Source organism: Nocardioides sp. NPDC101246 (assembly GCF_044767415.1).
Taxonomy (GTDB): Bacteria; Actinomycetota; Actinomycetes; order Propionibacteriales; family Nocardioidaceae; genus Nocardioides.
Genome location: NZ_JBIWNX010000011.1, coordinates 66,626 through 90,654, shown reverse-complemented (window position 1 = coordinate 90,654; position 24,029 = coordinate 66,626). Strand labels below are relative to the sequence as shown.

At 70.1% G+C, this 24,029-nt stretch carries 26 protein-coding genes; 14 read left to right on the top strand and 12 right to left on the bottom strand.

The genetic code is table 11. The features are described from left to right. Nucleotides 1–4 precede the first annotated feature (4 nt). Genes ACIRON_RS20285 through speB form a run of 3 tightly spaced genes read left to right on the top strand, consistent with a single transcriptional unit; the run spans nucleotide 5 to nucleotide 2,968 of the window. Nucleotides 5–430, top strand: coding sequence for a nuclear transport factor 2 family protein (locus tag ACIRON_RS20285; protein WP_402994844.1), 426 nt, complete (start codon nucleotides 5–7; stop codon nucleotides 428–430). Beyond that, nucleotides 427–1,980 (top strand): purine-cytosine permease family protein, encoded by a 1,554-nt coding sequence (locus tag ACIRON_RS20280; RefSeq protein WP_402994842.1) that lies wholly within the window; start codon nucleotides 427–429, stop codon nucleotides 1,978–1,980. Before ACIRON_RS20285 ends, ACIRON_RS20280 begins: the two co-directional genes overlap by 4 nt. 40 nt (nucleotides 1,981–2,020) lie before the next feature. After that, nucleotides 2,021–2,968, top strand: a complete 948-nt coding sequence (speB, locus tag ACIRON_RS20275) for an agmatinase (protein ID WP_402994840.1) — start codon at nucleotides 2,021–2,023, stop codon at nucleotides 2,966–2,968. On the opposite strand, the gene ACIRON_RS20270 is transcribed toward speB, so the two are convergent. Together ACIRON_RS20270 and ACIRON_RS20265 are read right to left on the bottom strand one after the other, a co-directional pair. Then, the gene (locus ACIRON_RS20270; RefSeq protein WP_402994838.1) at nucleotides 2,959–3,951 is read right to left on the bottom strand and encodes a TerC/Alx family metal homeostasis membrane protein; all 993 of its coding nucleotides are present in this window, start codon (nucleotides 3,949–3,951) and stop codon (nucleotides 2,959–2,961) included. The genes speB and ACIRON_RS20270 overlap by 10 nt on opposite strands. Continuing rightward, nucleotides 3,948–4,247 carry a hypothetical protein gene (locus ACIRON_RS20265; RefSeq protein ID WP_402994836.1) on the bottom strand — a complete coding sequence of 100 codons (300 nt, stop codon included), beginning with the start codon at nucleotides 4,245–4,247 and terminating at the stop codon, nucleotides 3,948–3,950. Before ACIRON_RS20265 ends, ACIRON_RS20270 begins: the two co-directional genes overlap by 4 nt. A gap of 192 nt (nucleotides 4,248–4,439) precedes the next feature. Here ACIRON_RS20265 and ACIRON_RS20260 point away from each other — a divergent pair, with 192 nt between their 5' ends. The 3 genes from ACIRON_RS20260 to ACIRON_RS20250 are packed head-to-tail and all read left to right on the top strand — an operon-like array spanning nucleotide 4,440 to nucleotide 5,469. Then, nucleotides 4,440–4,757 (top strand): hypothetical protein, encoded by a 318-nt coding sequence (locus ACIRON_RS20260; RefSeq protein WP_402994834.1) that lies wholly within the window; start codon nucleotides 4,440–4,442, stop codon nucleotides 4,755–4,757. After that, nucleotides 4,754–5,182 (top strand): phage holin family protein, encoded by a 429-nt coding sequence (locus ACIRON_RS20255; protein ID WP_402994832.1) that lies wholly within the window; start codon nucleotides 4,754–4,756, stop codon nucleotides 5,180–5,182. Before ACIRON_RS20260 ends, ACIRON_RS20255 begins: the two co-directional genes overlap by 4 nt. After that, nucleotides 5,179–5,469, top strand: coding sequence for a DUF3618 domain-containing protein (locus tag ACIRON_RS20250; RefSeq protein ID WP_402994830.1), 291 nt, complete (start codon nucleotides 5,179–5,181; stop codon nucleotides 5,467–5,469). The genes ACIRON_RS20255 and ACIRON_RS20250 overlap by 4 nt, the downstream gene beginning before the upstream one ends. On the opposite strand, the gene ACIRON_RS20245 is transcribed toward ACIRON_RS20250, so the two are convergent. The 3 genes from ACIRON_RS20245 to ACIRON_RS20235 are packed head-to-tail and all read right to left on the bottom strand — an operon-like array spanning nucleotide 5,456 to nucleotide 8,761. After that, on the bottom strand, nucleotides 5,456–6,889 hold the full coding sequence (locus ACIRON_RS20245; RefSeq protein ID WP_402994828.1) for a pyridoxal phosphate-dependent decarboxylase family protein: 1,434 nt from the start codon (nucleotides 6,887–6,889) through the stop codon (nucleotides 5,456–5,458). The two genes, ACIRON_RS20250 and ACIRON_RS20245, sit on opposite strands and share 14 nt — an antisense overlap. After that, nucleotides 6,886–8,217 carry an MFS transporter gene (locus tag ACIRON_RS20240; RefSeq protein WP_402994826.1) on the bottom strand — a complete coding sequence of 444 codons (1,332 nt, stop codon included), beginning with the start codon at nucleotides 8,215–8,217 and terminating at the stop codon, nucleotides 6,886–6,888. Before ACIRON_RS20240 ends, ACIRON_RS20245 begins: the two co-directional genes overlap by 4 nt. 46 nt (nucleotides 8,218–8,263) lie before the next feature. Next, the gene (locus ACIRON_RS20235; RefSeq protein WP_402994824.1) at nucleotides 8,264–8,761 is read right to left on the bottom strand and encodes a winged helix-turn-helix transcriptional regulator; all 498 of its coding nucleotides are present in this window, start codon (nucleotides 8,759–8,761) and stop codon (nucleotides 8,264–8,266) included. Between the two features lie 64 nt (nucleotides 8,762–8,825). Here ACIRON_RS20235 and ACIRON_RS20230 point away from each other — a divergent pair, with 64 nt between their 5' ends. Together ACIRON_RS20230 and ACIRON_RS20225 are read left to right on the top strand one after the other, a co-directional pair. Next, a complete protein-coding gene (locus ACIRON_RS20230) occupies nucleotides 8,826–9,353 on the top strand; it encodes a GNAT family N-acetyltransferase (RefSeq protein WP_402994822.1) in 528 nt (175 codons plus the stop codon). A 55-nt stretch (nucleotides 9,354–9,408) separates the two neighbouring features. Continuing rightward, entirely contained in the window at nucleotides 9,409–9,867 is a 459-nt protein-coding gene (locus ACIRON_RS20225; RefSeq protein ID WP_402994820.1) for a peroxiredoxin, read from the top strand. Between the two features lie 74 nt (nucleotides 9,868–9,941). Here ACIRON_RS20225 and ACIRON_RS20220 read toward each other — a convergent pair whose 3' ends face one another. Both ACIRON_RS20220 and ACIRON_RS20215 read right to left on the bottom strand, forming a co-directional pair. Next, nucleotides 9,942–11,183, bottom strand: coding sequence for an ammonium transporter (locus ACIRON_RS20220; protein ID WP_402994818.1), 1,242 nt, complete (start codon nucleotides 11,181–11,183; stop codon nucleotides 9,942–9,944). A 139-nt stretch (nucleotides 11,184–11,322) separates the two neighbouring features. Next, nucleotides 11,323–11,853, bottom strand: a complete 531-nt coding sequence (locus ACIRON_RS20215; protein ID WP_402994816.1) for an AAA family ATPase — start codon at nucleotides 11,851–11,853, stop codon at nucleotides 11,323–11,325. Between the two features lie 92 nt (nucleotides 11,854–11,945). On the opposite strand from ACIRON_RS20215, the gene ACIRON_RS20210 reads away from it, so the two are divergent. Then, nucleotides 11,946–12,278 carry a CU044_2847 family protein gene (locus ACIRON_RS20210; RefSeq protein WP_402994814.1) on the top strand — a complete coding sequence of 111 codons (333 nt, stop codon included), beginning with the start codon at nucleotides 11,946–11,948 and terminating at the stop codon, nucleotides 12,276–12,278. Then, a complete protein-coding gene (locus ACIRON_RS20205; protein ID WP_402994812.1) occupies nucleotides 12,278–13,903 on the top strand; it encodes an STING domain-containing protein in 1,626 nt (541 codons plus the stop codon). Before ACIRON_RS20210 ends, ACIRON_RS20205 begins: the two co-directional genes overlap by 1 nt. Nucleotides 13,904–13,918: 15 nt before the next feature. Here ACIRON_RS20205 and ACIRON_RS20200 read toward each other — a convergent pair whose 3' ends face one another. Then, nucleotides 13,919–15,097, bottom strand: coding sequence for an alcohol dehydrogenase catalytic domain-containing protein (locus ACIRON_RS20200; RefSeq protein ID WP_402994810.1), 1,179 nt, complete (start codon nucleotides 15,095–15,097; stop codon nucleotides 13,919–13,921). Nucleotides 15,098–15,195: 98 nt separating this feature from the next. Between ACIRON_RS20200 and ACIRON_RS20195 the strand changes: the two genes are divergently transcribed. Genes ACIRON_RS20195 through ACIRON_RS20185 form a run of 3 tightly spaced genes read left to right on the top strand, consistent with a single transcriptional unit; the run spans nucleotide 15,196 to nucleotide 17,382 of the window. Then, complete coding sequence (locus tag ACIRON_RS20195) at nucleotides 15,196–16,242, top strand: NAD-dependent epimerase/dehydratase family protein (RefSeq protein ID WP_402994808.1); 1,047 nt, start codon at nucleotides 15,196–15,198, stop codon at nucleotides 16,240–16,242. Nucleotides 16,243–16,263: 21 nt separating this feature from the next. Next, the gene (locus ACIRON_RS20190) at nucleotides 16,264–16,746 is read left to right on the top strand and encodes a hypothetical protein (protein WP_402994806.1); all 483 of its coding nucleotides are present in this window, start codon (nucleotides 16,264–16,266) and stop codon (nucleotides 16,744–16,746) included. Between the two features lie 27 nt (nucleotides 16,747–16,773). Then, nucleotides 16,774–17,382: a flavodoxin family protein gene (locus ACIRON_RS20185; RefSeq protein WP_402994804.1), complete on the top strand. Its 609-nt coding sequence runs from the start codon at nucleotides 16,774–16,776 to the stop codon at nucleotides 17,380–17,382. Between the two features lie 77 nt (nucleotides 17,383–17,459). Here the strand turns inward: ACIRON_RS20185 and ACIRON_RS20180 are convergent, their stop codons facing one another. The 4 genes from ACIRON_RS20180 to ACIRON_RS20165 are packed head-to-tail and all read right to left on the bottom strand — an operon-like array spanning nucleotide 17,460 to nucleotide 20,604. After that, nucleotides 17,460–18,284 carry an alpha/beta fold hydrolase gene (locus ACIRON_RS20180; protein WP_402994802.1) on the bottom strand — a complete coding sequence of 275 codons (825 nt, stop codon included), beginning with the start codon at nucleotides 18,282–18,284 and terminating at the stop codon, nucleotides 17,460–17,462. Nucleotides 18,285–18,326: 42 nt separating this feature from the next. Continuing rightward, nucleotides 18,327–19,022 carry an alpha/beta fold hydrolase gene (locus ACIRON_RS20175; protein WP_402994800.1) on the bottom strand — a complete coding sequence of 232 codons (696 nt, stop codon included), beginning with the start codon at nucleotides 19,020–19,022 and terminating at the stop codon, nucleotides 18,327–18,329. Further along, complete coding sequence (locus tag ACIRON_RS20170; protein ID WP_402994798.1) at nucleotides 19,019–19,339, bottom strand: hypothetical protein; 321 nt, start codon at nucleotides 19,337–19,339, stop codon at nucleotides 19,019–19,021. Before ACIRON_RS20170 ends, ACIRON_RS20175 begins: the two co-directional genes overlap by 4 nt. An 11-nt stretch (nucleotides 19,340–19,350) precedes the next feature. Further along, nucleotides 19,351–20,604, bottom strand: a complete 1,254-nt coding sequence (locus ACIRON_RS20165; protein WP_402994796.1) for an MFS transporter — start codon at nucleotides 20,602–20,604, stop codon at nucleotides 19,351–19,353. Nucleotides 20,605–20,794: 190 nt separating this feature from the next. On the opposite strand from ACIRON_RS20165, the gene ACIRON_RS20160 reads away from it, so the two are divergent. Further along, nucleotides 20,795–23,995, top strand: a complete 3,201-nt coding sequence (locus ACIRON_RS20160; RefSeq protein WP_402994794.1) for an ATP-binding protein — start codon at nucleotides 20,795–20,797, stop codon at nucleotides 23,993–23,995. Nucleotides 23,996–24,029: the final 34 nt, after the last annotated feature.

The window sequence follows — 24,029 nt, the reverse complement described above, 5'->3', positions numbered from 1 at the left end:
CCCGGTGCCCACGATCACCGCCCCATCAGCCACGCTGACCGAGTCGCAGGTCCACGAGGCCGCCGACCGGCTCGTCGCGGCCTTCGCCGCGACCGACACCGCGGCCTACTTCGCGTGCTTCGCCGCCGAGGCCAGCTTCGTCTTCCACACCGAGCCGCGTCGGCTCGATGACCGCGCCGCCTACCAGCGACTCTGGGCCGCGTGGGTCGCCGAGGGCTGGCGGGTCGAGTCCTGCCGGAGCAGTGCCCGTCTCGTCCAGATCCACGGCGATACCGCGGTCTTCAGCCACGACGTCCTCACCACGACCTCGACGGGCGGCCCCGCCGAGACCACCCGGGAGCGCGAGACGATCGTCTTCCGGCTCATCGGCGGCGACCTCCTCGCCGTGCACGAGCACCTCTCCGCCCGCCCGAGCGAGGTGGCCGGATGAGCACGCAGCCGCAGCCGCCGAAGGTCACCGAGGTCGAGCAGCACGGCGTCGAGCCGATCCCCGACCCCGAGCGCAGCGCCCGGCCGCTCGACCTGTTCCGGCTCACCTTCGGTGGCGCCAACACGATCGCCACCGTGGTGCTCGGCAGCTTCCCGATCCTGTTCGGGCTCTCCTTCGCGCACGGCCTGATGGCCACATTGCTCGGGCTGCTCCTCGGTGCCGTCGTCCTCGCCCCGATGGCCCTGTTCGGCCCGCGCAACGGCACCAGCAACTCGGTCAGCTCCTCGGCCCACCTCGGCGTCCACGGCCGGATCGTCGGCTCGTTCCTCTCCCTGCTCACCGCGCTCGCGTTCTTCTCGATCTCGGTGTGGAGCTCGGGCGACGTGCTCGTCGGCGGCGCCAACCGCGCGGTCGGGCTGCCGGAGAACGACCTGACCCTGGCGCTGGCGTACGGCCTGTTCGCCGTGCTCGTCCTGGTCGTGTGCATCTACGGTTTCCGGTTCATGCTGCTGGTCAACAAGATCGCCGTGATCGCTGCGACCGTGCTCTTCCTGCTCGGTATCGTCGCCTTCGCCGGCGACTTCGACCCCGGCTACGCCGGTGCGTTCGGCTCCGGTTCGGAGGCGTTCGGCGAGCCCGGCTTCTGGGCGGCGTTCGTCGGCTCCGCGCTGATCGTGATGTCCAACCCGGTCAGCTTCGGCGCGTTCCTGGGCGACTGGGCCCGCTACATCCCCCGCGAGACCCCGGGCCGCTCCTCGATGGCCGCCGCCTTCCTGGCACAGATCGCCACCCTCGTACCGTTCTGTTTCGGCCTGGTCACCATGACGATCATCGCCACCCGCGAGCCCGAGATCTTCGCCTCCGGCGCGTACGCCTCCGGCCTGCTCGCGATCGCGCCGGGCTGGTACTTCGTCCCGGTCGCCCTGATCGCCCTGATCGGTGGCATGTCGACCGGCACCACCGCGCTCTACGGCACCGGCCTCGACTTCTCCAGCGTCTTCCCGCGCTTCAACCGCGTCCAGTCAACGGTGTTGATCGGAATCTTCGCGATCGGGGTCATCTTCATCGGCCGCTTCGTCTTCGACGTGGTCTCCAGCATCTCCACCTTCGCCGTCCTCATCGTCAGCTGCACCGTCCCCTGGATGATGGTGATGATGGTCGGCTGGTACGTCCGGCGGGGCTGGTACGACTCCGATGCTCTCCAGGTCTTCAATCGCCGCCAGCGCGGTGGCCGCTACTGGTTCGCCCACGGCTGGAACTGGCGCGGCCTGGCGGCCTGGCTGGTCGCGGCCGCCGTCGCGCTCACCTTCGTGAACCTGCCCGGCCAGTTCGTCGGTCCGGCCGCCTCGCTGATCCCCGGCGGGGTCGACATCTCGATCCCGCTCGGGATGGGCCTGGCCGCGCTGCTCTACCTGGGACTGCTCTTCGCCTTCCCCGAGCCGCGCGACGCCTACGGGCCCGACGGCGCCCGCCTGGTCCCGACCGGACCGGCCGCGAACACCCCCGTCACCTCGGTAGAGGGGCCTGCGCCCGCTGCCGTCGTCGGCTGATCCACCTCCGCTACACCGCACCACGCAAGGAGAACCACCCATGCCCGTCGGGCCCCTCGACGCCTCCAAGAACCCCCGCTACGCCGGCTTCGCGACGTTCGCGCGGCTGCCCCGCCTCGACCAGGTGGAGCACGCCGACATCGCGGTCGTCGGGGTCCCGTTCGACACCGGCGTCTCCTACCGGCCGGGTGCCCGCTTCGGCCCCTCGCACGTGCGGGAGTCGTCGCGTCTCCTGCGTCCCTACAACCCGGCGTTGGACGTCTCGCCGTTCGCCTCTGCCCAGGTGGTCGACGCGGGCGACATCGCGGCCAACCCGTTCCACATCAACGAGGCGCTCGACACCGTCCAGGCCTCCGCGCTCGAGCTCACCGGGGGCGGGACCCGGCTGGTGACGATCGGTGGCGACCACACGATCGCGCTGCCGCTGCTGCGGGCCGCCGCCGAGCGCCACGGCCCGGTCGCGCTGGTGCACTTCGACGCCCACCTGGACACTTGGGACACCTACTTCGGTGCCGAGTACACCCACGGCACCCCGTTCCGGCGGGCGGTGGAGGAGGGCATCCTCGACACCGAGGCGCTGTGCCACGTCGGCACCCGCGGACCTCTCTACGGCAAGAAGGACCTCGAGGACGACCGTCGCTTCGGCTTCGGGATCGTCACCTCCTCCGACGTCTTCCGCCAGGGCGTCGACGAGGTGGTCGAGAAGATCCGGAAGCGGGTCGGCAACCGGCCCGTCTATGTCTCGGTCGACATCGACGTCCTCGACCCCGCCCACGCCCCCGGCACCGGCACCCCCGAGGCCGGCGGGCTCACCTCGCGTGAGCTGCTGGAGATCCTGCGCGGCTTCGTCGGTCTGAACCTGATCGGCGCGGACGTGGTCGAGGTCGCCCCGGCGTACGACCATGCCGAGCTGACCGGTGTCGCGGCATCGCATGTCGCCTACGACCTGATCTCCCTGCTCGCGATGCGCCACTCGGGTCAGGCCTGACGAGATGCCACGCCAGCCTCGCGACTGCGACGACGTGTGGCGAGGTGACTGGTGAGGGCGGTCACGGCGAGGACCCCGGCGATCACCGCCAGGGAGGCCAGCGTGGGGATCTCGGGCACCGCCTCCCACCGCTGGTGCGCCCAGTGCAGCCCGAGCTTGACCCCGATGAACGCGAGGATCACCGCAAGCCCGACGTCCAGGTGCACCAGCTTGTTCAGCGCGCCCTGAAGCACGAAGTAGAGCGCCCGCAGCCCGAGCAGCGCGAACGCGTTGGTGACGAACACCAGGAACGGGTCGCCGGTGATGCCGTACACGGCCGGCACCGAGTCGACCGCGAACACGACATCGGTGGTCAGCACGGCCAGCACGACGAGCGCGAACGGGGTGAGCGCCCGCCGCCCATCCACCCGGCCGAGCATCCGCGGACCCTGGTAGTCGGGCGTGACCGGGACGAAGCGGCGAGCCAGCCGTACGCTCCGCAACGCGTCGACGTCGACGTTCCCGCCGCCGGTCTCTTTCGCGACGACCTTCACCGCAGTGGCGATCAGGATCAGCCCGAAGACCAGGAACGTCCAGTCGAAGGCCGCGAGCGCAACCGCGCCGATCGCGATGAACACCGCCCGCAGGGCCAGCGCGCCGACGATGCCGAACAACAGCACGCGCTGCTGCAGCTCGAGCGGGACGGCGAACGCCGCCAGCAGCAGCATGAACACGAAGAGGTTGTCGACGCTGAGCGACTTCTCCACCAGGTAGCCGGTGATGTACTCCAGGCCGCGGGCGGAGCCGTAGCGCCACCAGACGAAGAGCCCGAACGCCAGTGGCAGCGCTATGTAGAAGGCCGACCAGCGCAGCGCCTCGCGCATCGACACCTCGTGCGGGCGTCGGGTGATCACGAAGTCGAGTGCCAGCAGGACCAGGAGGGCACCGACCGTGACCAGCCACAGGGTGGGCGTTGCGAGCGAGTCGATCGCCCCGGTGCTCACCTAGCGTCCTGATGCCGCCCGGTTTCGCTGTGGTCCGACTTGTGCGGGAACACCGGATGGTGGTGCTGGTAGGTCCGGGCGATGTCGTACACCACGAACGCGACCAGTGCGCCACCCCAGATCGCGAGGCCGACCCAGGCGAAGACCTCGCCGATCGTGATGGCCTGCGCCTCGGCCGAGGCCAGCAGCGGCGCGTGCTCGGGTCTGGTCGGTTCCGTGCCGTTCGCGTCGGCGTCGGGCGGTGGCTGGGAGTGCCACACACCGAGCACCGAACGATCCAACAGGGTCATAGACATCGCTGCACCTCCATCGACTGGTCCGATGAAGGTCTTCCTCAGCTGGCGCGCTCCACGGGCCGGGCGGGAAGCCGGGATGACGACACGTGGCTACGGAGGTACTCCCCTTCAAGGAAGATGATAACCCAGATCGCGCGCGTACCTCCTCGCCTCCTGGGTACCTACCAGGTGTACAGCGATGAGGAGGAACACATGTTCAAGAAACCAGGCTTGCTGGCCGCCTTCGGTATCGGCTACGTCCTCGGCGCTCGCGCTGGACGTGAGCGGTACGACGAGATGGTGGCCAAGGCACAGAAGCTGTGGCACGACCCGCGTGTCCAGGAGCAGGCGCACCGCGCTCGTATCGTGGCGGGGGAGAAGGCCGACGCGGCCCGGCAGACCGTCCAGGACAAGCTGCCTGGCGACTCCACGCCGTCGTCGGCACCCACCTCCCAGACGACGCCGAGCGCGCCGCGTCCCCGCGACACCACGGACCCGGTGACCGACATGTCGCGGGGGTGGGAGTCGTGACGGTTCATCATCAGACCGACGCGTCGATGGGCGAGCTGGTCTCGCGACTCTCCACGGAGGTCTCCGGCCTCATGCGAGGCGAGCTCGAGCTCGCCCGCCTCGAGCTGACCGAGAAGGCCAAGCACACCGGCAAGGGGGCCGGGGCGTTCGGCGCGGCCGGCCTGGTGGCTCTGTACGGTCTCGGGGTCCTGATCGCCGCGGCGATCCTCGCCCTGGCGCTGGTCATGGACGCCTGGCTCGCCGCGGTGCTGGTCGGAGTCGTGCTCCTGGCCATCGCCGGCGGCATCGCCGTGTTCGGGAAGAAGCAGGTCTCCGAGGGAGTCCCGATGAAGCCCGAGCGCGCCGCCGAGAACCTCCGCCGGGACGTGGAGGCCGTCAGGCACCACGGCCGACCCGAGGACAGCATCGCGAGGAGGACGTCATGACGCAGAACCACGCACCCCGGCCCGTCGCGGGCGGCCAGGACAGCATCGCCGCAGTAGAGGCCGAGCTGGACACCACCCGACACGAGATGGCCGACACCCTCGACGAGCTTGCCGCGCGGCTGGATGTGAAGACGCGCGGGAAGGAGAAGGTTCACGAGGTGAAGGAGCGTACGCAGGTGGCTGCCAGGTCTCGAGACGTACAGATTCGAGGCGGCATCGTCGCCGCGCTCGTGGTCGCGATGATCCTGATGCTGGCCAGGAGGAAGCGTCGGCTCAGCGCCGGATAGGCCGGGTCAGCCGGTCGAGAAAGGCCACGAGCAGCGCCTCGCGCATCGCGGCGGAGGCCAGGTCGAGCATCGCGTTGACCTCGGCCATCCGCCGCGGCAGCGCGAGATCTCCCTCCTCTGAGCCGGCGGCGCCGACCAGTCCGGCGGCGAGCAGCAGGCCGTCGAAGTCCTCCTCCGACAAGGAGGTCGGGTCGAGGTCGCCGATGAACGCGGCGACGGCGGGGTCGACGGTGACCGGTCCGGCCGCCACGGCGGCCGAAACCGCCTCGGCGAGGGCGGCGAGGAGCTCTGGTACGTGGGGGAGCGTCGCCGCGCTCACCGACAGGTGGATGGTGGCGGGGGAGCCGGCGTAGGACATCTGCGGCTGGACGTACCAGCCGCGCGCCGCCATCTCGTCGCAGACCGTGAACGGGTCACAGGTCTCGTCGGTGGTGAGCGCGATCAACGTGGAGTCGGGGGTGCTCACCACGGCGAGCTGGGGGATCTCGCCGACGCCGGCGCGGATCCGGTCGACCGCCTCGAAGACGTCGCGGGCGAGCTTCTCGTAGCCCTCGTCGCCCAGCGAGCGCATCACGGCCCAGGCACCGGCCAGCGGCCCACCCGACTTCGTCGACTGCATCGTGGAGTTGAGCATGGTGTAGCCCGGCCACGCGGCCGAGGCGAAGAACTGTGGCCGCCTCAGGTCCGGGGTGCGGTGCAGCAGCACCGAGGTGCCCTTGGGGGCGTAGGCGTACTTGTGCAGGTCGACGGAGATCGAGGTGACGCCCTCGACCGCGAACGTCCAGGCCGGTACGTCCCGCCCCAGCCGCGTCGCGTAGGGCAGCACCCAGCCACCGATGCACGCGTCGACGTGGCAGCGGATCCCGCGCTCGGCCGCGGCTGCCGCGATCGCGGTGACCGGGTCGACGACCCCGTGCGCATAGGAGGGTGCCGAGGCGACGACCAGCACCGTGCGCTCGTCCATCGCTGCGGCCATCGCGGCCGGATCCGCCCGGAAGTCGGGCCCGACGGGCACCAGCACCGGCTCGACCCCGAAGTAGTGCGCGGCCTTGTGGAACGCGGCGTGCGCGGTCGTCGGCAGCACCATCCGGGGGTGCTCGATCCCAGGATGGGCGTCGCGCGCGGTCTGCACCGCGAGCAGCACCGACTCGGTGCCACCGGAGGTGACGGTGCCGACCACGGACTCGGGCGCGTCGAGGAGGTCGGCGGCCGTGCCGACCACCTCGGTCTCCATCCGGAGCAGGCTCGGGAACGCGGTCGGGTCCAGGCCGTTCGAACCGGCGTAGGCGGCGACCGCCTCGCGGCCGATCCGGTCGATGTCGGGCAGGCCGGAGTCGTAGACGTAGGCGAGGGTGCGGCCGCCGTGCACCGGCAGGTCGGCGGTCTGCAGCTCGCGGAGCTGGGTCAGGGCGTCGGTCATACGGTCACGGTCCCATCTACGTCGTCGGCGGTGAGCGAGTAGCCCCGTAGCCACAGCAGGCTGAGCAGAGCCAGGCAGGCCGGCAGCACCGAGAAACCGAGCGTGATCGCGGTCAGTGCCGAGTCGGGCTGGGCGACCTCGGTGCCGGTCGAGGACCGGTAGCCGCCGAGTGCCAGCACCGCTGCGTAGACGCCGGGACCGAGCGCCAGCCCGAGGGTCTCCCCGGCGGTCCAGACGCCCGTGTACACCCCGATCCGGCTCGAGCCGCTACGCCGCGCGTCGACGGCGGCGGCGTCGGGAAGCATCGCCATCGGGAAGACCTGGCACCCGGCGTACCCGACCCCCACCAGCACCACCGCGGCATAGACCAGCGCCACCGGTGCGGTCTGGGCGGTGGCGGCGAGGAGCGCGCCGACGGCGAGGACGACCGAGGCGGTGACGTACCCGTTCTTCTTGCCGATCCTGGCGCCGAGCGCGGCCCACGCGGGGGTGAGCAGCAGTGCGGGGCCGACGAAGCAGACGAACAGGATCGTCGCCGCGCCGTCGCGGCCGATCACGTCGCCGGCGAGGTAGTCGACCCCGGCCAGCATCGCCCCGAAGGCGACCGCCTGGATCACGAACGTGATCAGCAGCCGGCGGAAGTCGGGTGCCGCGGCCACGATCCGGAGCTGGTCGCGCAGCGTGCCGGCCCCGGGCTGGACGGTGTGGACCGGCGCCCGGCGGGTCCCGACGTACGTACTGAGGACCCCGATCAGGATGAGCACCGCCATCACCACGCCCATCAGGCGGTAGCCGTCGCGGCCACCGACCGCGTCGCGGATCATCGGCGCGGTCGCACCGGCGAGCAGGATGGTGAGCGCCAGGATCGCGACCCGCCAGGTCATCAGCCGGGTGCGTTCGTCGTAGGACTCGGTCAGCTCGGCGGGCATGGCGACGTAGGGCACCTGGAAGAAGGCGTACGCCGTCGCGCACCCCAGGAACACGACCAGCACCCAGCCCGCCTCGAGCCCGGTCGCCATCGACGGCGCCGCGAACAGCAGCGCGAACGTCACCGCCAGCGCGATCCCCGCCCGGCGCAGCCACGGCCGCCGCGGCCCCCGCGGGTCCACCGTCCGATCGCTGATCCGGCCGGCGATCGGGTTCAGCACGACATCCCACGCCTTCGGCGCGAACACGATGAACCCGGCCGCCAGGGCGGCGATACCCAGGCTGTCGGTGAGGTAGGGGAGCAGCATCAGCCCCGGGATCGTGCCGAACGTGCCGGTCGCCACGGAGCCGGAGCCGTAGCCGAGGCGTACGCCGAGCGGGAGGGTCGGGCTGGCTCGCATGCCCGACATAGTGCCGTGGGTGAGCCCTCGGCGTCCGGATTTCGCTTCATCCCCTCGCGGGCTCGGCAACTTCGTCGAGGGAGAGCAGGTCCATGCGCGCCAGCGGGACCGGCCGCACCTCGCGCGGTCCGCCGAGCACGTGTCCGTCCTCGCAGGTCAGCTCGAGGTGCACCTCGGCCCCGCAGTCGCGGTGCTCGAGGGCGAGGGCCGAACCGTGCCCCTCGGCGAGATAACGGTCGCCCCACGCCATCAGGGCGACCAGAGCGGGGTAGAGATCGAGGCCCTTCTGGGTCAGGCGGTACTCGTGGCGCTGGCGCTGACCCTCGGCGTGGTAGGGCACCCGGGTGAGCACGCCCTGCGCGACGAGGGTGTTGAGCCGGTCGGTGAGCACCGCTCGAGGGACGTCGAGGTTCTTCTGGAGGTCGGCGAAGCGGCGTACGCCGAGGAATGCCTCTCGGAGCACGAGCAGGCTCCACTTCTCGCCGACCACCGCCAGGGTTCCGGCGACCGAGCATCTGGTGCGGTCGATCTCATCTGCAAGCACGGGTCAAGACTACGTGTGCTGAATTCGTTTGACGAACTCAGCTTGTCGTAGCAAAGTTCGAATCATGAACTCAGCCAAGCCTGTCGAGCTCGGCACGGTCGTCATGAGGCCGGTGCGGGCCGATGACATCGCTGCCTTCGAGCGTTTGTGGGGCCGCCTGTCCCAAGAGACGATCTACCGCCGCTTCCACTCGCCGCTGCGCTGCCTTTCGCTCAAGCTGCGGCGGTATCTCGTCGAGGTGGACCATGGCGACCGCGAGGCCTTGGTCGCGGTCGTCGGGGGAGAAGTGATCGCGGTGGCTCGCTATGACCGGAGTGCCGACGACTCGGGCGCGGCCGAGGTCGCGGTGCTGGTCGAGGACGCCTGGCAGGGACGGGGGATCGGGGTGCGGATGCTGCGCGAGATCGGCGGCCTGGCCGGCCGCCGCGGGATCCACGTCCTCACCGGTGACGTGCAGGCCGAGAATCGCCAGATGGTGCACATCGCCCGGTCACTGCTCGGTCCCGAGGCGGTGCGCTCCTGCGGGCCGGTGGTGGAGGTACGCGGGCGTCTCCCGATCGAGCAGCTCGCGACCGTCTTGATCGCCTCCTGATCGCGTCCTGGCGATGCCGGCAAAGGATCCCTGGCCCGCGGAGTAGGTTGGCGCCATGCCGCTCGAGACTGGTGCCGTCGCGCCCGACTTCACGCTCCCCGCCCAGGACGGTACATCCGTCACCCTCTCCTCCCTGACCGAGAAGGGCCCGGTGGTGCTCTTCTTCTACCCGGCCGCCGAGACGGCCGTGTGCACCAAGGAGGCCTGCCACTTCCGCGACCTCGCCGGCGAGTTCGAGGCGATCGGCGCCCACCGGCTCGGGATCAGCAAGGACAGCGTGGAGAAGCAGGCCGGGTTCGCCGCCAACCACGACCTCGACTATCCCGTGCTCTCCGACCCCACCGGCTCGGTGGCCAAGCTCTACGGCGTGAAGCCCAGCATTCTCGGCAAGCTCGGGCCGCTGCAGCGTACGACCTTCGCCATCGGCACCGACGGCCGGATCAAGGCCGTCGTCGAGGGGATGCTCAAGGCCGAGATCCACGCCGACGAGGCCCTCGCCGCGCTGAAGAACTGACGCCGGCCGGACGACAGGGGAGTCCCGAGGTCATCACGTGACCTCGGGACTCCCCGGTTGCTCTCTGCCAGGTCTCAGACGAGCTCGTACGCCGGGTCGCGGTGCAGCCTCGCGTCGATGCCGAGCTCCTCGTCCTCGGGGGAGATCCGCAGTCCCATCGTCACCTTGAGGACGTAGGCGAGGAGCGCGGAGACGAGGAACGAGTAGGCCAGCACCGCACCGGCGGCCAAGGCCTGCTTGCCGAGCTGGCCGACACCGCCGCCGTAGAGGAGACCCTCGACGGCGTTCACCGACTCGGCCGATCCCACCAGGCCGATCATCAGCGTGCCGATCAGGCCGCCGACGAGGTGGACGCCGACCACGTCGAGCGAGTCGTCGTACCCGAGCTTCTCCTTCAGGCCGACGGCCAGCGGGCACACGACGCCCGCGACGAGGCCGACGAGGATCGCACCGACCGGGGTGACCGCGCCGCATGCGGGTGTGATGGCGACCAGGCCGGCGATGGCGCCCGAGGCCGCGCCGATGCCGGAGACGTGGCCGTCCTTGAGCTTCTCCACGGCCAGCCAGGCGAGGGTGGCGGCGCAGGTGGCGAGGAACGTGGTGACCATGGCGAACGCGGCACCGCCGTCGGCGGTGAGCCAGGAACCGCCGTTGAAGGCGTACCAGCCGGCCCACAGCAGGCCTGCTCCCAGCAGCGTCAGCGGTACGTTGTGCGGCTTGGGGCCGGTGCCGAACGTCTTCGACTTGCCCAGCACCAGCGCGAGCGCGAGCGCCGCCGCCCCGGCGTTGATGTGGACCGCGGTGCCACCGGCGAAGTCGATCGCGCCGAGCCTGTTGGCGATCCAGCCGCCGGACTCAGACACGACCCCGTCGAAGGAGAACACCCAGTGGGCGACCGGGAAGTAGACCACCGCGGCCCAGACGCCGGCGAACACCATCCACGCGGAGAACTTCATCCGATCCGCCGCCGCACCGGAGATCAGCGCGACCGTGATGCAGGCGAAGAGCGCCTGGAAGAGCGAGAAGATGAGCGTGGTCACGCCGTCGTACGACGTCGTGGCCTCGAGCAGCCCGGAGCTGCCGAAGAAGTCGAAGGGGTTGCCCAGGACGCCTCCGATGGAGTCACCGAACACGACCGAGAAGCCGAACAGGAACCACAGCAGGCCCACGACCGCGACCGCGCCGTAGGTCATCATCATCATGTTGACCGAGCTCTTGACCGAGACCATGCCTCCGTAGAAGAGGGCCAGCCCCGGGATCATCATCGTCAAGCCGATGATGCAGCAGAGCATCAGGGCCGTCGTCCCTGTATCCATTCGAACTCCTTGCCGTTGGAGCGCGCGCGACTCTCACGCCGTTCACGATGAATAAACGGCGTTTCAGTTGCGTCAACGGTGCGGAGTTGTTTCAGGTCTGTGAATTCGGCCAGCGGCGCCGGCCGGATCCGGGCCCTCGCTACGTTTCGCGAGCGAGCTCGACCGACGCCATCGCGGCGACATCGAGGCGATAGACGCGGCTGAAGCCCTCGCCGTCGAGGCGGGCCAGGGTCTTGTCCATGTCGACCCGCTGGTCGCGGATGGCCTGCTCGGGGACGACTCGTCCCTTCCGTGACGCGTTGCGCGCCAGACAGTCCGCGAGCGGGACGTCGAGGGCGACCGCGACCGTCTCGACCCCGACCTTCTCGGCCAGGTCGAGGTTGCGACGCCTGGCGCTCTGATGGACGTTGGTCGCGTCGATGACCGCGATCCTGCCGGCCTCGAGGCGCGCGCGAGCGATGTAGCGGACGAGGTCGAAGGCCTGCGGAGTGACCGACTGATCCTCTTCGGAGTCGGCGATGAGGGCGCGGCAGCGGTCGCTGGAGACGACCTCGTACGGGCCGAAGATGCGCTCGGCGAAGGTCGACTTCCCCGAGCCCGACGGGCCGACGAGGAGGACCAGGCTGGGGGCGCCGATCGTGAGGGTGCCACCGGCGGGTACGTCGATCACGCGCCAACCGTACTGGGCGCATCGCCGAAACCGCGTACGGGTCGCTCCCAGCTCCTCTACGGTTGCGGGGTTCGAATCACGAGGAGGACGCGTTGGATTACACGCCGGTTCAGATCGGTACGTCGACCATCCTGATCGAGTCGTCGGACGACGGACCCGGCGCGGGCGTCGACTGGCTCGGCGACGAGTTCGGCACCACCGAGACCAGCAGCCGGCTCGAGGACGCCTACGGATCGCTCAAGCGGGTGCTCCAGGACGTCTCGGCGGATCTCGGCAGCGCGCTCGCGGCCTCCCCGGACGGGCCGAGCTCGGTCGCGCTGGAGCTCGCGTTCTCGTTCACCGGCAGCGCCGGCGTGTGGGTCATCAAGGCACAGGGTCAGGGCTCGGTGAAAGCCACGTTGACCTGGGACTTCGACCGGTCCTGATGGGCGTCGGCGAGCTGCTCGCGCAGGCGACCTGCGCCGTCCTTGAGAGCAGGGACGGACGTACGATCGGCACGGCCTGGCTGGGCACCGACGAGGGCCACCTCCTGACCGCGGGCCATGTGGTCACGCCCCTCGCCTCGCAGGGTGAGGTGTGGGTGAGGTTCCCCGATGCCGAGACCGATGAGCGCGCGACCTTCGTGATCCAGCCGGTCCACGACAAGCCCGCCGCGCAGGACTTCGCGGTGCTGCGGCTCGACCGCCCGAACGGTCGGCGGCCGCTGCCGTTCACCCTGGTGACCCAGGCGGACGGACTGGTGCGCGCGCGTGGCTACGGCGACAACCTCCGTAGCGCGCAGAGCGGCGGAACCGGTGTTCTGACGCCTGCCGGGAACTACCTGCGCACCAGCAGCTCCTGGGCCTACTACTTCCAGTACGAGACGACGACGCTGGCGGTGAAGGGGTTCAGCGGCGCCGCGGTCTACAGCGATCTCGCCGGTGCGGTGATCGGCATCCAGGTCGAGGCCGAGGGCGGCCGGCAGGCGTTCGCGATGCCGCTGGCCAGGATCGTCGACTACTGGGAGGACCTCGTCGGCGCGGCGGTGAGGCCGACCCGCGGTCGCTGTGTCCTGCTGCAGCCGAGCACTACCACCGAGGCCCAGCGAGACATCGTCCGTGAGCGGATCCTGCGGCCGGTGCTGGAGCAGCTGAACCTCGCCCTCTACGTCTCGGAGCCGTCCGGGATGCGGGGCGAGGACCTCAAGCAGCTCGAGCTCGCCGATGTCGTGATCGCGGACATCACCGACGCCGACCCCTCGGTCGTCTACGAGCTCACCGTCGCCCAGGGCCTCGGCACCCCGGACGTCGTGATCAGGGACCGGAGCACGGACTCGCCGGCGGGCCGGATCTTCGACGTCCTCGACCTGGATCTCGACGACATCGAGGCGTCCAGACGCACCGTCGAGCAGCGGCTGCTCTCGGTGAGGTCGATCTTCGAGGCGCTGGGGGAGAACCCGACGACCAACCCGGTGACGACGTTCTTCAAGGCACCGCTGACCCAGATCTCGGTGGCCAACGCCCTGGCCGCGGGCTACGCCAGGAACTTCGTGCTCCCCGTCGCCAACGCGCTGCTGGAGATCTCCACCGGACGGGGTCCGGGCAGCGTGACCGTCGACGGTGTCGAGCTGCCCGTCGAGCGGCTCCGAGACGTGACCGTGACGGTCGTGGTGCCGAAGCGACTGGAGTGGTGCAATGACGACTTCATCGATCTCGCGCTCGCCCAGACCGGCCTGGTCGTCTCCGCGACCGTCTCCCACCCCGACTTCTCCCGGCCCAGGGCGATGAAGTGCCTCCCGCTGGTCGAGGGCGAACCGGTGCGCCTTCTCGACGTCTTCCCGACCACTCTGTCCACCGTCGCCGAGTCCATCGACGAGCGCTTCGACGTCGATCCGCACCGGCGTACGAGCGACCACTGGAGGGCGCTGGAGCAGAAGGAGATCGACCGCTTCCAGAGCAAGCTCATCAAGCGCATCCGCTCCGCCGGCGACCGTCGCGTCGGCCCCCGGTTCCTCCGCGACGTCATCCGCGTCTCCACGGCCGCCGCGGTGTTTCCCGACCTGAATGACTAGCGCCTCAGAGGCGGGTCAGAGTCTGAAGACGACCTTCACCATGCCATCGGCCTTCTCCTGGAAGGACTTGTAGGTCTCGGGAGCCTCGCTGAGGGGGAGGTGGTGGGTGGCGAAGGATTCGACACCGAGCGGGTCGTCGTCGTCCTCGAGGAACGGCATCAGGTCCTCCGTCCAGGCGCGTACGTTGGCCTGGCCCATGCGAATGCCGACCTGCTTGTCGAAGAGCTGCATCATCGGGAACGGGTCGAGCGCACCGCCGTAGACCCCGGCGATCGAGACGTTGCCCCCGCGGCGTACGGCGTCGAAGGCGGTATGGAGTGCGGCCATCCGGTCGACCCCGGCGGTCTGCATCACCACGCGTCCGGCGGCTCCGGGCATCCGGGACACCAGCTTGGTCATCCCCTCGATGATCGGAGAGCCGTGGGCCTCCATGCCCACGGCGTCGATCACGGCGTCCGCCCCGCGTCCTTCGGTCAGGTCACGCACCTGCTCGGCGATCTCGCCGGACTCGAGCGTGATCGTCTCGGCGCCACGCTGCCGCACCCGGGCGAGGCGCTCGGGGACACGGTCCACGCTGATGACCCGGTGGTCGGCGGCGATCGCGAAGCGGCTCACCATGTCGCCGATGGGACCGGCTCCTAGAACCAGCACGGTGCTCTCCGGGTCGGGGTCGGCGTACTGCAGTGCCTGCCACGCCGTCGGCAGGACGTCGGAGAGGAACAGGAAGCGGTCTTCGGGCGGGCCGTGCGGGACCTTGATGGGCAGCTGGTTGCCGAAGGGCACGCGCAGATACTGCGCCTGACCACCGGGGACCTGGCCGTAGAGCGAGCTGTAGCCGAAGAGGCTGGCGCCGGTGCCCTGGTCACGGTTCTGGGTGGACTCGCACTGCGAGTGCAGGCCGCGCCGGCACATCCAGCAGGTGCCGCAGCTGATGTTGAAGGGCACCACGACGCGATCACCGACGCTCACGTCGTGGACGCCGGGTCCTGCCTCCGCCACGATCCCCATCGGTTCGTGCCCGACGACGTCTCCGGGTGTCATGAAGCCCGTGAGCACCTCGTAGAGGTGCAGGTCGGAACCGCACAGCCCGGTCGAGGTGATCTCGACGATGATGTCGTCGTCCTCGACGATGTGTGGGTCCGGGACCTCCTCCACCTGAACGTCGCGCCTGCCTTGCCAGGTGACTGCCTTCATGTGTGCCTCCTTCGGATCGGGTCACCCCTGCGGTACCCGGATCCGGCGTTTCGAGCCAGGGGAGCGGGCAGTGCTGAACCAGGTCGTGGTGGGTACCGGTGGGATTCACGTGGCAGATCAGCCTCAGGGAGGGCGTGGACAACATGAAGGTGGTCGTCCTAGGCGCGTCGGGGAACATCGGCAGCGCCGCGATCCGGGCGCTGACCGCGGACGGCGCTGCGAGGGTCGTCGGCGTCGCCCGCCGAGCTCCGAGCGGCCCGTCGGCCAGTGAGCTCGCCTCCGTCGAATGGCGTCAGGCGGATGTGTCGACGGCCAACCTGGAACCGGTCGTGGAGGGCGCCGACGTGGTCGTCCACCTCGCCTGGAAGTTCCAGCCCACGCACCGGCCCGAAGAGACGTGGGCGATCAACGCGGTCGGTACGCGCCGGGTCCTCGAAGCCGTGGCACGGGCCGGTGTCCCGGCCCTGGTGTGCGCCTCCTCGGTAGCCGCGTACTCGCCGGTGCATCACGACGACCCGGTCGACGAGACCTGGGAGACCAATGGCGCGTCGGCTGCCGCGTACTGCCGGGAGAAGGCGTACGTCGAACGGGCTCTGGACACCTTCGCCTACACCCATCCCGAGGTCCGGCTGGTCAGGGTTCGGCCCGCGTTCGTGTTCCAGCGCTCGGCGGCCAGCGAGCAGCGGCGCATCTTCGGCGGCCCGCTGGCCAGGCCGGCGCTCCTGGACCGTCGGCGGATCCCGGTCGTGCCGGTGCCCGCAGGACTGCGGATGCAGGCCGTGCACGCAGGAGATGTCGGCCGTGCTCTCGCCACCGCGGCGACATCCGACGTGACAGGCGCGTTCAACCTGGCTGGCGCCGGTGTGATCGGCCGCGACGAGATCGGCGAGCTGCTCGGTGCCCGAACCCTCGAGATTCCGTCGGGCCCGCTGCGCAACGGCCTGGAGGCGGCCTGGCACGCCCGGCTGGCGCAGGTCCCGGGCAGTCTGCTGGACGCGGTCATGCAGCTGCCGCTGATGTCGACCGTCCGAGCCGAGTCGGAGCTCGACTGGCGACCGCGTCATTCGGGCATGGAGGCGCTCGAGGCGGTCATCTCCGGGATCCCGGAGGAGGCCGGCAGCCAGCTTCCGCCGCTACGTCCGTGACATCTGGGAGAAGGAGCATCGATGAACGACGAGAGACTGCACGCCTACCTGCAGCACCACTGGGCGGGTTCCAGCGCCGGGACGGCCATGTTCCAGCGCGTCGGACGCTCGCACTCCGACCCCGACGTGGCCGCTCGGGTACGCCGGCTGGCGACCGAGATCAGGGAGGACCAGGTGTCGCTTCGACAGATCATCCTGGCGACCGGGGCCGCCCCGTCGCGCATCGCCGCCGCCACGGGTCGTGCCGTCGAGCTCGCCGGCCGGTTGAAGCCCAACGGGCGGGTCGTGCGGCGCTCGCCGCTCTCGGACCTGTTCGAGCTGGAGGCACTGCGCGACGCGGTGTTCGGCAAGCGGGCCGGGTGGCAGCTGCTGCGCGCCATCAGCGAGGAGGACGTACGTCTGGACCAGGAGGAGCTCGACGAGCTCATCCGTCGCGCCGACGACCAGCTCTCCCGGCTCGAGGACCTGCACCTGCGGGTGGCCCGAGCCGTGATCAGCGCATGACGCTGATGTCCAGGGGTACCTGGTGACATGACGTCACTGAGCTGCCTGATCCTGAACTGCACCCTCAAGCGTTCGCCGGACGAGTCCAGCTCCGCGCTGCTCGGTTCGCAGATCCTCTCGGCGCTCATGGACCACGACGTGAAGGGCGAGATGGTCCGGGTCGTCGACCACGACGTCCGCTTCGGGGTGAGTACCGACGAAGGTGATGGGGACGCCTGGCCGCAGCTGCGTGAGCGGATGCTGGCGGCCGATGCCCTGGTGATCGTCACCCCGATCTGGCTCGGCCAGCCCTCCTCGGTGTGCAAGATGGTGCTCGAGCGCCTCGACGCCGAGCTCGGAGAGACTGACGACGAGGGCCGGATGCTGACTTACGGCAAGGTCGCCGGGATCGGCGTGGTCGGCAACGAGGACGGCGCCCACCATGTCACCGCCGAACTCTGCCAGGCGCTCAGCGACGTCGGCTTCACCATTCCCGCCGGCGGGGCGACGTACTGGGTCGGCGAGGCCATGCAGGGCGTGGACTACAAGGACAAGAAGCCGACTCCGGAGGCGACTGCGGGCACGACCAAGACCCTGGCCCGCCACCTCGCCCACCTCGCGGGCCTGCTGGCCACCTCGCCCTATCCCGCCGAGTAGCGACCTCGCCGGGTCGGCTCACCTCCGGCCCGGCGCGTCCGACGGCGGGGCTGGGGGTGCCGACCCGGCGAGGTTGCTCAGCGGACCGAGCGAACCGCGTTCTCGATGAGGGCGAGGGTCTCGTGCGGGTGCGACTGGTGCGCCACGTGCGAGGACCGCACCCGCATGATCTTGGCATCGGCACGTTTCGCCATGAACTCCTGCGCGGCGGGCGGGATGGTCTTGTCGGCCGTTGCCAGGAGATACCAGGAGGGAACGGTCTTCCACGCGGGCTCCCCGGACGGTTCGGTGAACGCCGCCAGTGAGAACGGACGCTGGGAGGCCTGCATCACCGTGGTGGTGCTGCGGGGGAGGTCGCCGGCGAAGGCCTCGCGGAAGATATCTGCCTTCAGATAGAGATCGACACCGACCTCGCCGCCGGGCAGCGGGTAGGGACGGGCGTCGAGCGCGTCCTCGGTGACCAGGGTGCCAGGGAACTGCTGGACGAGCTGGGCGACCGGCTCGTGGACGTCGGGGACGAATGCCGCGACGTAGACGAGCGCCTTGACGTTCGGCAGGCCGGTCGCCGCGTTGCTGATGACGGCGCCGCCGTAGGAGTGCCCGACGAGGATGACGGGTCCCGGGATCGTCTCGAGGATGCTGCGCAGGTACGCCGCGTCGGAGGCGAGTCCACGCAGCGGGTTCGCCGGGGCGATGACCGGATAGCCGTCGTCGGTGAGTTCCTTGACCTCACGCTGCCACCCGGAGGCGTCGGCCCAGGCCCCGTGGACCATCACGATCGTGGGCTTGGTGCGTCCGGTCGCCGAGGCGCCGTTGCTTGTCGTCGCGAGCATCGAGCCCGTGAAGAGGAGGGCCACGAGTATCGCCACGAGGGCGCGACTGCGGCGGAGAGCGAGCTTCATTGTGGTGGTTCCTTTCGGTCTTCGAGAGTTCGGGCCCGACGCCTACAGCTCGATCGCCTTGGCCGCGCGCCGGATCAGGTCGGCGACCGCGTCGGGCCGGGCGACGTAGACGGAGTGGCTGGCGGCGACCGTCTCGACGGATGCTCCGGCCCGTGCGGCCATGCCCTCCTGGGCAGAGGGCGGGATCATCCGGTCCTCGGTGGCGACGACGTACCAGCTGGGTTTGGAACGCCATGCCGCTTCGGTGACGGCGGTGCTGAGCGCGGCACCGCCCCAGGGGGTCTGCGAGTCGGCCATGAACCGCGCCTGGCCGGCCGGGAGGTCGGCCGCGAACGCATCCTGGAAACGATCGCGATCGAGGACGAGCGACCCGTCCTTGCGGGGAACGATCGGCGGGGCGGGTGCGTTCGGGTCGGGCTCGGCGAGCATGGACGCGACGGACTCTCCCGCGTCGGGAGCGAACGCCGCGACGTAGACCAGACCGGCCACCTGCGGGTGGGTGCCCGCCTCCGTGATCACGACACCGCCGTACGAGTGGCCCACGAGCAGGACGAGCCCGTCCTGGGCCTCGATGACCTGGTGGATCTCGGTCACGTCCTCGGTGAGGGACCGGGTCGAGTGCTGGGTGATGGCGACGTCGAGGCCGTCGTTGGTGAGGATGTCGTGGATCGGCTGCCATCCGGATCCGTCCACGAATGCTCCGTGGACCAGGACGACGGTCGGGTTCTCGTTGTTCATCTGTTCTCCTTGAGGTCGGGATGGGTGAGTGGTCGTCGGACGGCGCGGCCGAGGATGGCCCGGTTGGCGCGACGGCTGAGGATGGAGCAGTTGGAGAGCCGGCTGAGGATCGAGCAGTTGCTCTGGTGGCTGAGGACGGAGCAGTTGCTCTGCGAGCTCAGCATCGACATCACAGAGATCCAGGATCCGATCGAGCCGATGGAGAGCACCGCGCCGATGGACCCCACCGAGGCGATCGAGCCGATGCTGCCGACGGACAGGATGGATCCCTTCGAGCAGATCGACAGGAACGAGTTCTCTGAGCGGTAGGACAGCATGACCAGGCCCCTCAGACCGTCGCGGAGACGGTGGCGGCCAGCGGCTGCGGTGGAGCCACACGTGGCACGGTGACCGCGAAGAGCAGCAGGCCGGCGGCGGTGAGCACCAGACCGGCCCAGGCGGTCGAGAGAGCACCCCACCCGGCGTCGAGGACGAGGGCGCCGCCGATCGCGCCGAGCGCATTGGCGAGGTTGAGCGCGGCGAGGTTGACGGCCCCCATCAAGGTCGGGGCCTCGGGTGCGTACCGCGTCAGGAGCACCTGGATGGTCGGGATCGCCATCATCGTCGAGGCACCGACTCCGAGCAGGCACGGCAGCAGGACGGCGAGGTTGTCGCCTCCGACCGCGATGATGGCCAAGAAGACCAGCGCTACGGCATAGCCCAGCACCAGGCCCCGATGCTCGTACTGATCGGCGAGGCGGCCACCCAGCCAGTTGCCCAGCGCCATCCCGATTCCGAAGACCGCCAGCGCGACGGGGATCCAGGACTCGTCGACCGCGACGGCGTCGGTGATGTACGGGCCGATGAAGGTGTAGACGGCGAAGATGCTCGAGATGCCCAGCGCGGCGATGGCCATCGTGGCCCAGACCATGGGCCGCCTCAGCGCACCGAGCTCCTGCCTGACGGATCCGCCGGCGAGCGCGCTGGTGCGTGGGACGAAGACCCAGATGGCGATCCCGGCCAGCAGGCCGACCACCGCCACGACGACGTACAGCGCCTGCCAGCCGACCTGTTGCCCGATGAAGGTGCCCAGGGGAGAGCCGAAGATCGTCGCGATCGTCAGACCAGCCATCACGGTGGCGAACGCCTTGCCGCTCTTGCCCGGGCCGTACGCGTACGCGGCCACCACCGCACCGGCGCCGAAGAACGCGCCCTGGACGGTGCCGGTGATGAAGCGGGCCACGATGAGGACGTCGAGCTCGGCGGCCGCGGCGGACAACAGGTTGCCGACGATGAAGAGCACGACCAGGCCGAGGAGGAGCGAGCGCCGGTTGAGCCGCGCCGCCACGATGGTGAGTACGGGCGATCCGATGACCACGCCGAGGGCGTAGGCGGTGATCGCGTTCGTCGCGGCCGGCACCGATGTGCCGAAGTCGGCTGCGAAGAGCTGGACGATGCCGTTGCTCCCGAACTCGCCGGTCCCGATGGCGAAGGTGCCGAGCGCCAGGGCGAACAGGATGAGCGCGTCACGCCGCTTCGGGGTCTGACCCGGATGTCGGTCCTCCGCGGCTCGGCATTGCGCGTTGTAGGCCTGCTCGTGCATCGTCTGTCCTCATCTACGCGGAGGTCCGGTCGATCGGGAACCTACGAAGTCCCACTGGACGGTCCGTGGAGAATTTGTGGAGCCGGCTCGTCCCAGACGGCTGCGGCGGCCTCGGTGTGGGCCTACGCTGGTGCCGAGGCCCGGGACATGTCGGGGTGTGGGCCAAGCTCCTGCGCCCTTAGGACTCACGATGGAAGACCCCTCGATCGCCGAGAGATCGGCTCCGCGGGGTTCCGTGCGCCTGCAGATCCTCGGTCCGCTGCGCGCCTACCGCGACGATGTCGAGCTGGAGACCGGCCCGCCGCAGCAGGGATACCTGCTGGCGCTGCTCCTGGCCAGGGCAGGCAGCCCGACGAGCATGTCGGAGCTCGTCGATCTCCTCTGGGAGGAGAACGTACCGATGTCGGCGGTCAACACCGTCCAGAAGTACGTCGGGACCATCCGCCGCATGCTCGAACCCGATCTTCCGGCGCGCGAAGCAGGCAGCTTCATCGTCCGTAGAGGTGGCGGGTACGCCTTCGTCGGACGGACCGCCAGGGTGGACCTGATCGAGTTCAGGACGCATGTCGACAGCGCCAGGACCCACCTCGCCTCGGGCCGTCGCGACGAGGCCGTGGACCAGTACGCCCAGGCGCTCGGTCTCTGGCATGGTCCGGCGGGCGACGGCCTGGGCCCGAGCGCGACCGTCTCGCCTCTGTTCGCCGGCATCAACGAGGAGTTCTTCGACGCCTGTGTCGCGGTGGGGGAGCTGGCCAACACTCCGCAGCTCTCGACGCGAGTCCTTCAGCCGCTGCGCCTGGCCGCATGGATGGCACCGCTGAACGAGCCCGTCCAGGCCAGCCTGATGACGGCTCTGGCCATCGCCGGCAAGCAGGCCGAGGCACTCTCCGTCTTCGAGACCGTCCGGGCCCGGCTGGCCGACGACCTCGGTGTGGCTCCCGGCGAGGCGCTGCAGGCCGCCCGAAAGCGCGTCGTGCAGCAGGCCCACGTCCGGAGCGACCAGCACAACGATCACGGTGGGAGCGCACCACTCGTCGGCCGCGGCGAGGAGCGCGCCCTGCTGGCTCGAACGCTCGATTCGGCGATGGCTGGGAACGCGGCTCTGATCATGGCCGAAGGCGAACCGGGAGCGGGCAAGACCTCTCTCTTCGCCGAGTTCACCCAGGAGGCGGAGCGCCGCGGTGCGCTCGCTGTGTGGGGACGATCCCTGGACCACGAGGGCACGCCGGCCCTCTGGCCCTGGACCCGCCTCATCTCCGACCTCTTGGCGAACCAGCCGGAGCCGGTCCGCGCAGGGCTGGCCAGCGGCGAGATCCGACGCCTTCTCGACCCGCGCCCGGACAACCTCCTCGGTGGTGCGGTGCTCCCCGACAGCGGTGCCCAGTTCCGCCTCTTCGAGCAGACCGTCGACCTCGTCCGGAGAGCCGCGGCCGAGCGCCCGGTCGTGCTGGTCATCGACGACCTGCAGTGGGCCGATGTCGCGTCGTTGCAGCTGTTCAGGCACGTGGCGACCCAGCAGCCGGACGGCGTCGTCCTCGCCGGCCTACTGCGTGATCGGGCTCCCGCCCCTGGCGATGGGCTCGGGGGAATGCTCGCGGCGGTCGGGCGGCTGCCCCACCACCAGCGCCTGCGGATCGGGCCGCTCCAGCCGACCGAGGTGGGCGAGCTCGTCCGGCGTGAGACCGGACGGGCACCGAGTCCGTACGTCGCGCGCTGCATCCAGGCGCGCACCGAGGGCAACCCGTTCTTCGTACGCGAGCTCGCCCGGCTCCTGGCCGACAGCGATCTCGATGCCGCGGCCGGTGAGGACGCCCTGGCGCGCACCGGCGTCCCGTCCACGGTGCGCGACATCGTGCGAGACCGTCTCGCCGGGCTCGACCCCGAGACGAGAAGGATCGTCGAGATCGCGGCGCTCGTCGGACGGGAGGTGGATCTTCGCCTGCTCGCTCGCGCGGCCGGCATCGGGATGTCGGCCTGCTCGGCGCTGCTCGCCACGGCCGACTCACAAGGCCTGCTGGAGCCCGCCGAGGACCGGCCGCTCTCGGTGCGGTTCGTGCACGACCTGGTTCGTGAGTCGGTGCACCAGACGACCTCGCGGCTGCTCTCGACCGGCCGGTTGCACCTGCAGATCGCCGATGCGTTGGAGGGGATTCACGGAGACGACGAGGCGGTCACCGAGCGACTCGCCCACCACCTGTGGCTGGCCGGGCCGTTCGCAGACCCGACCCGAACCACGACGGCCCTCGTCCGGGGTGGTCGACGAGCCGTTGCCCAGTCGGCCTTCGACGCGGCGGTGCCGCACCTCGAGGCCGCTGCCAGCATCGCGCACTCGGCCGGTCTGCTCGAGCTCGAGCTGTCGGCGCTGTCGCAGCTCGTGGCGGTCATCGGGATGCAGACCGGCTACATGGGAAGCGCCGATGCCACCTTCGACCTGCTCGAACGCGCCGAGCGGGCCGCCCGAGGACTCGGCCGGGAGCGGGAGGCGGCCGACTTCCTCTTCTCCCACTGGGCGGCTCACTCCCAGGCCATCCAGCTCGACCGCAGTGGTCAGCTGGCCCGCCGGCTCCTCGCCGACAGCGAACGATCCGAGGACCCGGTCGTGCAGGCGTACGGACGTCACGCCTGGGGGATCCATCAGTGGGACGTCGGAAACATCGGGTCGGCCTATCGGCACCTCAGCGAGTCGAACGCCGTCGTCGCCGAACGGGCGAACTCCCTCGATCAGGATCAGCTGCGGCACGACCTGCAGCTGCTGTCCCCGGCGATGCTGGCACTCAACACCGCGCTGCACGGCAAGGACGACGAAGCCCGCGGCATGTTCGGGCGGATCGAGAGCGACGCCGGAAACCACTCCTACGACGTCACGGTGTGGTCCGCGTTCACGGTCACGGCCGCTGCGCTGATGGCCGACCCGCAGTGGGCGCTCCGCGCTGCAGAGCGAGGCATCGCAGCGGATCCGGAGTACGCGTTCCGCTTCCTCGGCGCCTACCAACGGTTGGGGCGATGCTGGGCACACGCGATCACCGGGCGAGACGTCGATCGGTCTCTGGCCCAGGCCGAGGCGCTGATCGAGTCGAACCTGGCCGACCCGCCACGATCCGGCCTGACGACCTGGTTGGCCCTGCTGGGCGAGATGTATCTCGCGAACGGGCGGGTCCAGGAGGCCGCAGGTGCGCTCGGACGCGCTGACGCGTCCATCGAGGCTCACGGGCAGCGCTACGCGGCCGCCTTCGTCCAGCTGATGCACGCGAAGCTCAGGCGCGCGCTCGGGGACCCGCTGGATGCCGTGCACGAGGCCGCGGGACGTGCCCGGGCGACAGCGATCGCCCAGCAGGCGTACCTGTTCGTCCATCGCGCGGACGACTTCCTCGGGCTTGCTCGCAGCTCGTAGCGACCTCGAGATGGCCGAAGGCCCCGGGAGACCC

Bases quoted from the DNA above. Each gene is read 5' to 3' on its own strand.
- ACIRON_RS20230 (WP_402994822.1), top strand. From the start codon at position 8,826: ATGAACTCAGCCAAGCCTGTCGAGCTCGGCACGGTCGTCATGAGGCCG.
- ACIRON_RS20280 (WP_402994842.1), top strand. From the start codon at position 427: ATGAGCACGCAGCCGCAGCCGCCGAAGGTCACCGAGGTCGAGCAGCAC.
- ACIRON_RS20225 (WP_402994820.1), top strand. From the start codon at position 9,409: ATGCCGCTCGAGACTGGTGCCGTCGCGCCCGACTTCACGCTCCCCGCC.
- ACIRON_RS20200 (WP_402994810.1), bottom strand. From the start codon at position 15,097: ATGAAGGCAGTCACCTGGCAAGGCAGGCGCGACGTTCAGGTGGAGGAG.
- speB (WP_402994840.1), top strand. From the start codon at position 2,021: ATGCCCGTCGGGCCCCTCGACGCCTCCAAGAACCCCCGCTACGCCGGC.
- ACIRON_RS20250 (WP_402994830.1), top strand. From the start codon at position 5,179: ATGACGCAGAACCACGCACCCCGGCCCGTCGCGGGCGGCCAGGACAGC.
- ACIRON_RS20160 (WP_402994794.1), top strand. From the start codon at position 20,795: ATGGAAGACCCCTCGATCGCCGAGAGATCGGCTCCGCGGGGTTCCGTG.
- ACIRON_RS20175 (WP_402994800.1), bottom strand. From the start codon at position 19,022: ATGAACAACGAGAACCCGACCGTCGTCCTGGTCCACGGAGCATTCGTG.
- ACIRON_RS20260 (WP_402994834.1), top strand. From the start codon at position 4,440: ATGTTCAAGAAACCAGGCTTGCTGGCCGCCTTCGGTATCGGCTACGTC.
- ACIRON_RS20240 (WP_402994826.1), bottom strand. From the start codon at position 8,217: ATGCGAGCCAGCCCGACCCTCCCGCTCGGCGTACGCCTCGGCTACGGC.
- ACIRON_RS20265 (WP_402994836.1), bottom strand. From the start codon at position 4,247: ATGTCTATGACCCTGTTGGATCGTTCGGTGCTCGGTGTGTGGCACTCC.
- ACIRON_RS20190 (WP_402994806.1), top strand. From the start codon at position 16,264: ATGAACGACGAGAGACTGCACGCCTACCTGCAGCACCACTGGGCGGGT.
- ACIRON_RS20165 (WP_402994796.1), bottom strand. From the start codon at position 20,604: ATGCACGAGCAGGCCTACAACGCGCAATGCCGAGCCGCGGAGGACCGA.
- ACIRON_RS20185 (WP_402994804.1), top strand. From the start codon at position 16,774: ATGACGTCACTGAGCTGCCTGATCCTGAACTGCACCCTCAAGCGTTCG.
- ACIRON_RS20205 (WP_402994812.1), top strand. From the start codon at position 12,278: ATGGGCGTCGGCGAGCTGCTCGCGCAGGCGACCTGCGCCGTCCTTGAG.
- ACIRON_RS20220 (WP_402994818.1), bottom strand. From the start codon at position 11,183: ATGGATACAGGGACGACGGCCCTGATGCTCTGCTGCATCATCGGCTTG.
- ACIRON_RS20170 (WP_402994798.1), bottom strand. From the start codon at position 19,339: ATGCTGTCCTACCGCTCAGAGAACTCGTTCCTGTCGATCTGCTCGAAG.
- ACIRON_RS20245 (WP_402994828.1), bottom strand. From the start codon at position 6,889: ATGACCGACGCCCTGACCCAGCTCCGCGAGCTGCAGACCGCCGACCTG.
- ACIRON_RS20180 (WP_402994802.1), bottom strand. From the start codon at position 18,284: ATGAAGCTCGCTCTCCGCCGCAGTCGCGCCCTCGTGGCGATACTCGTG.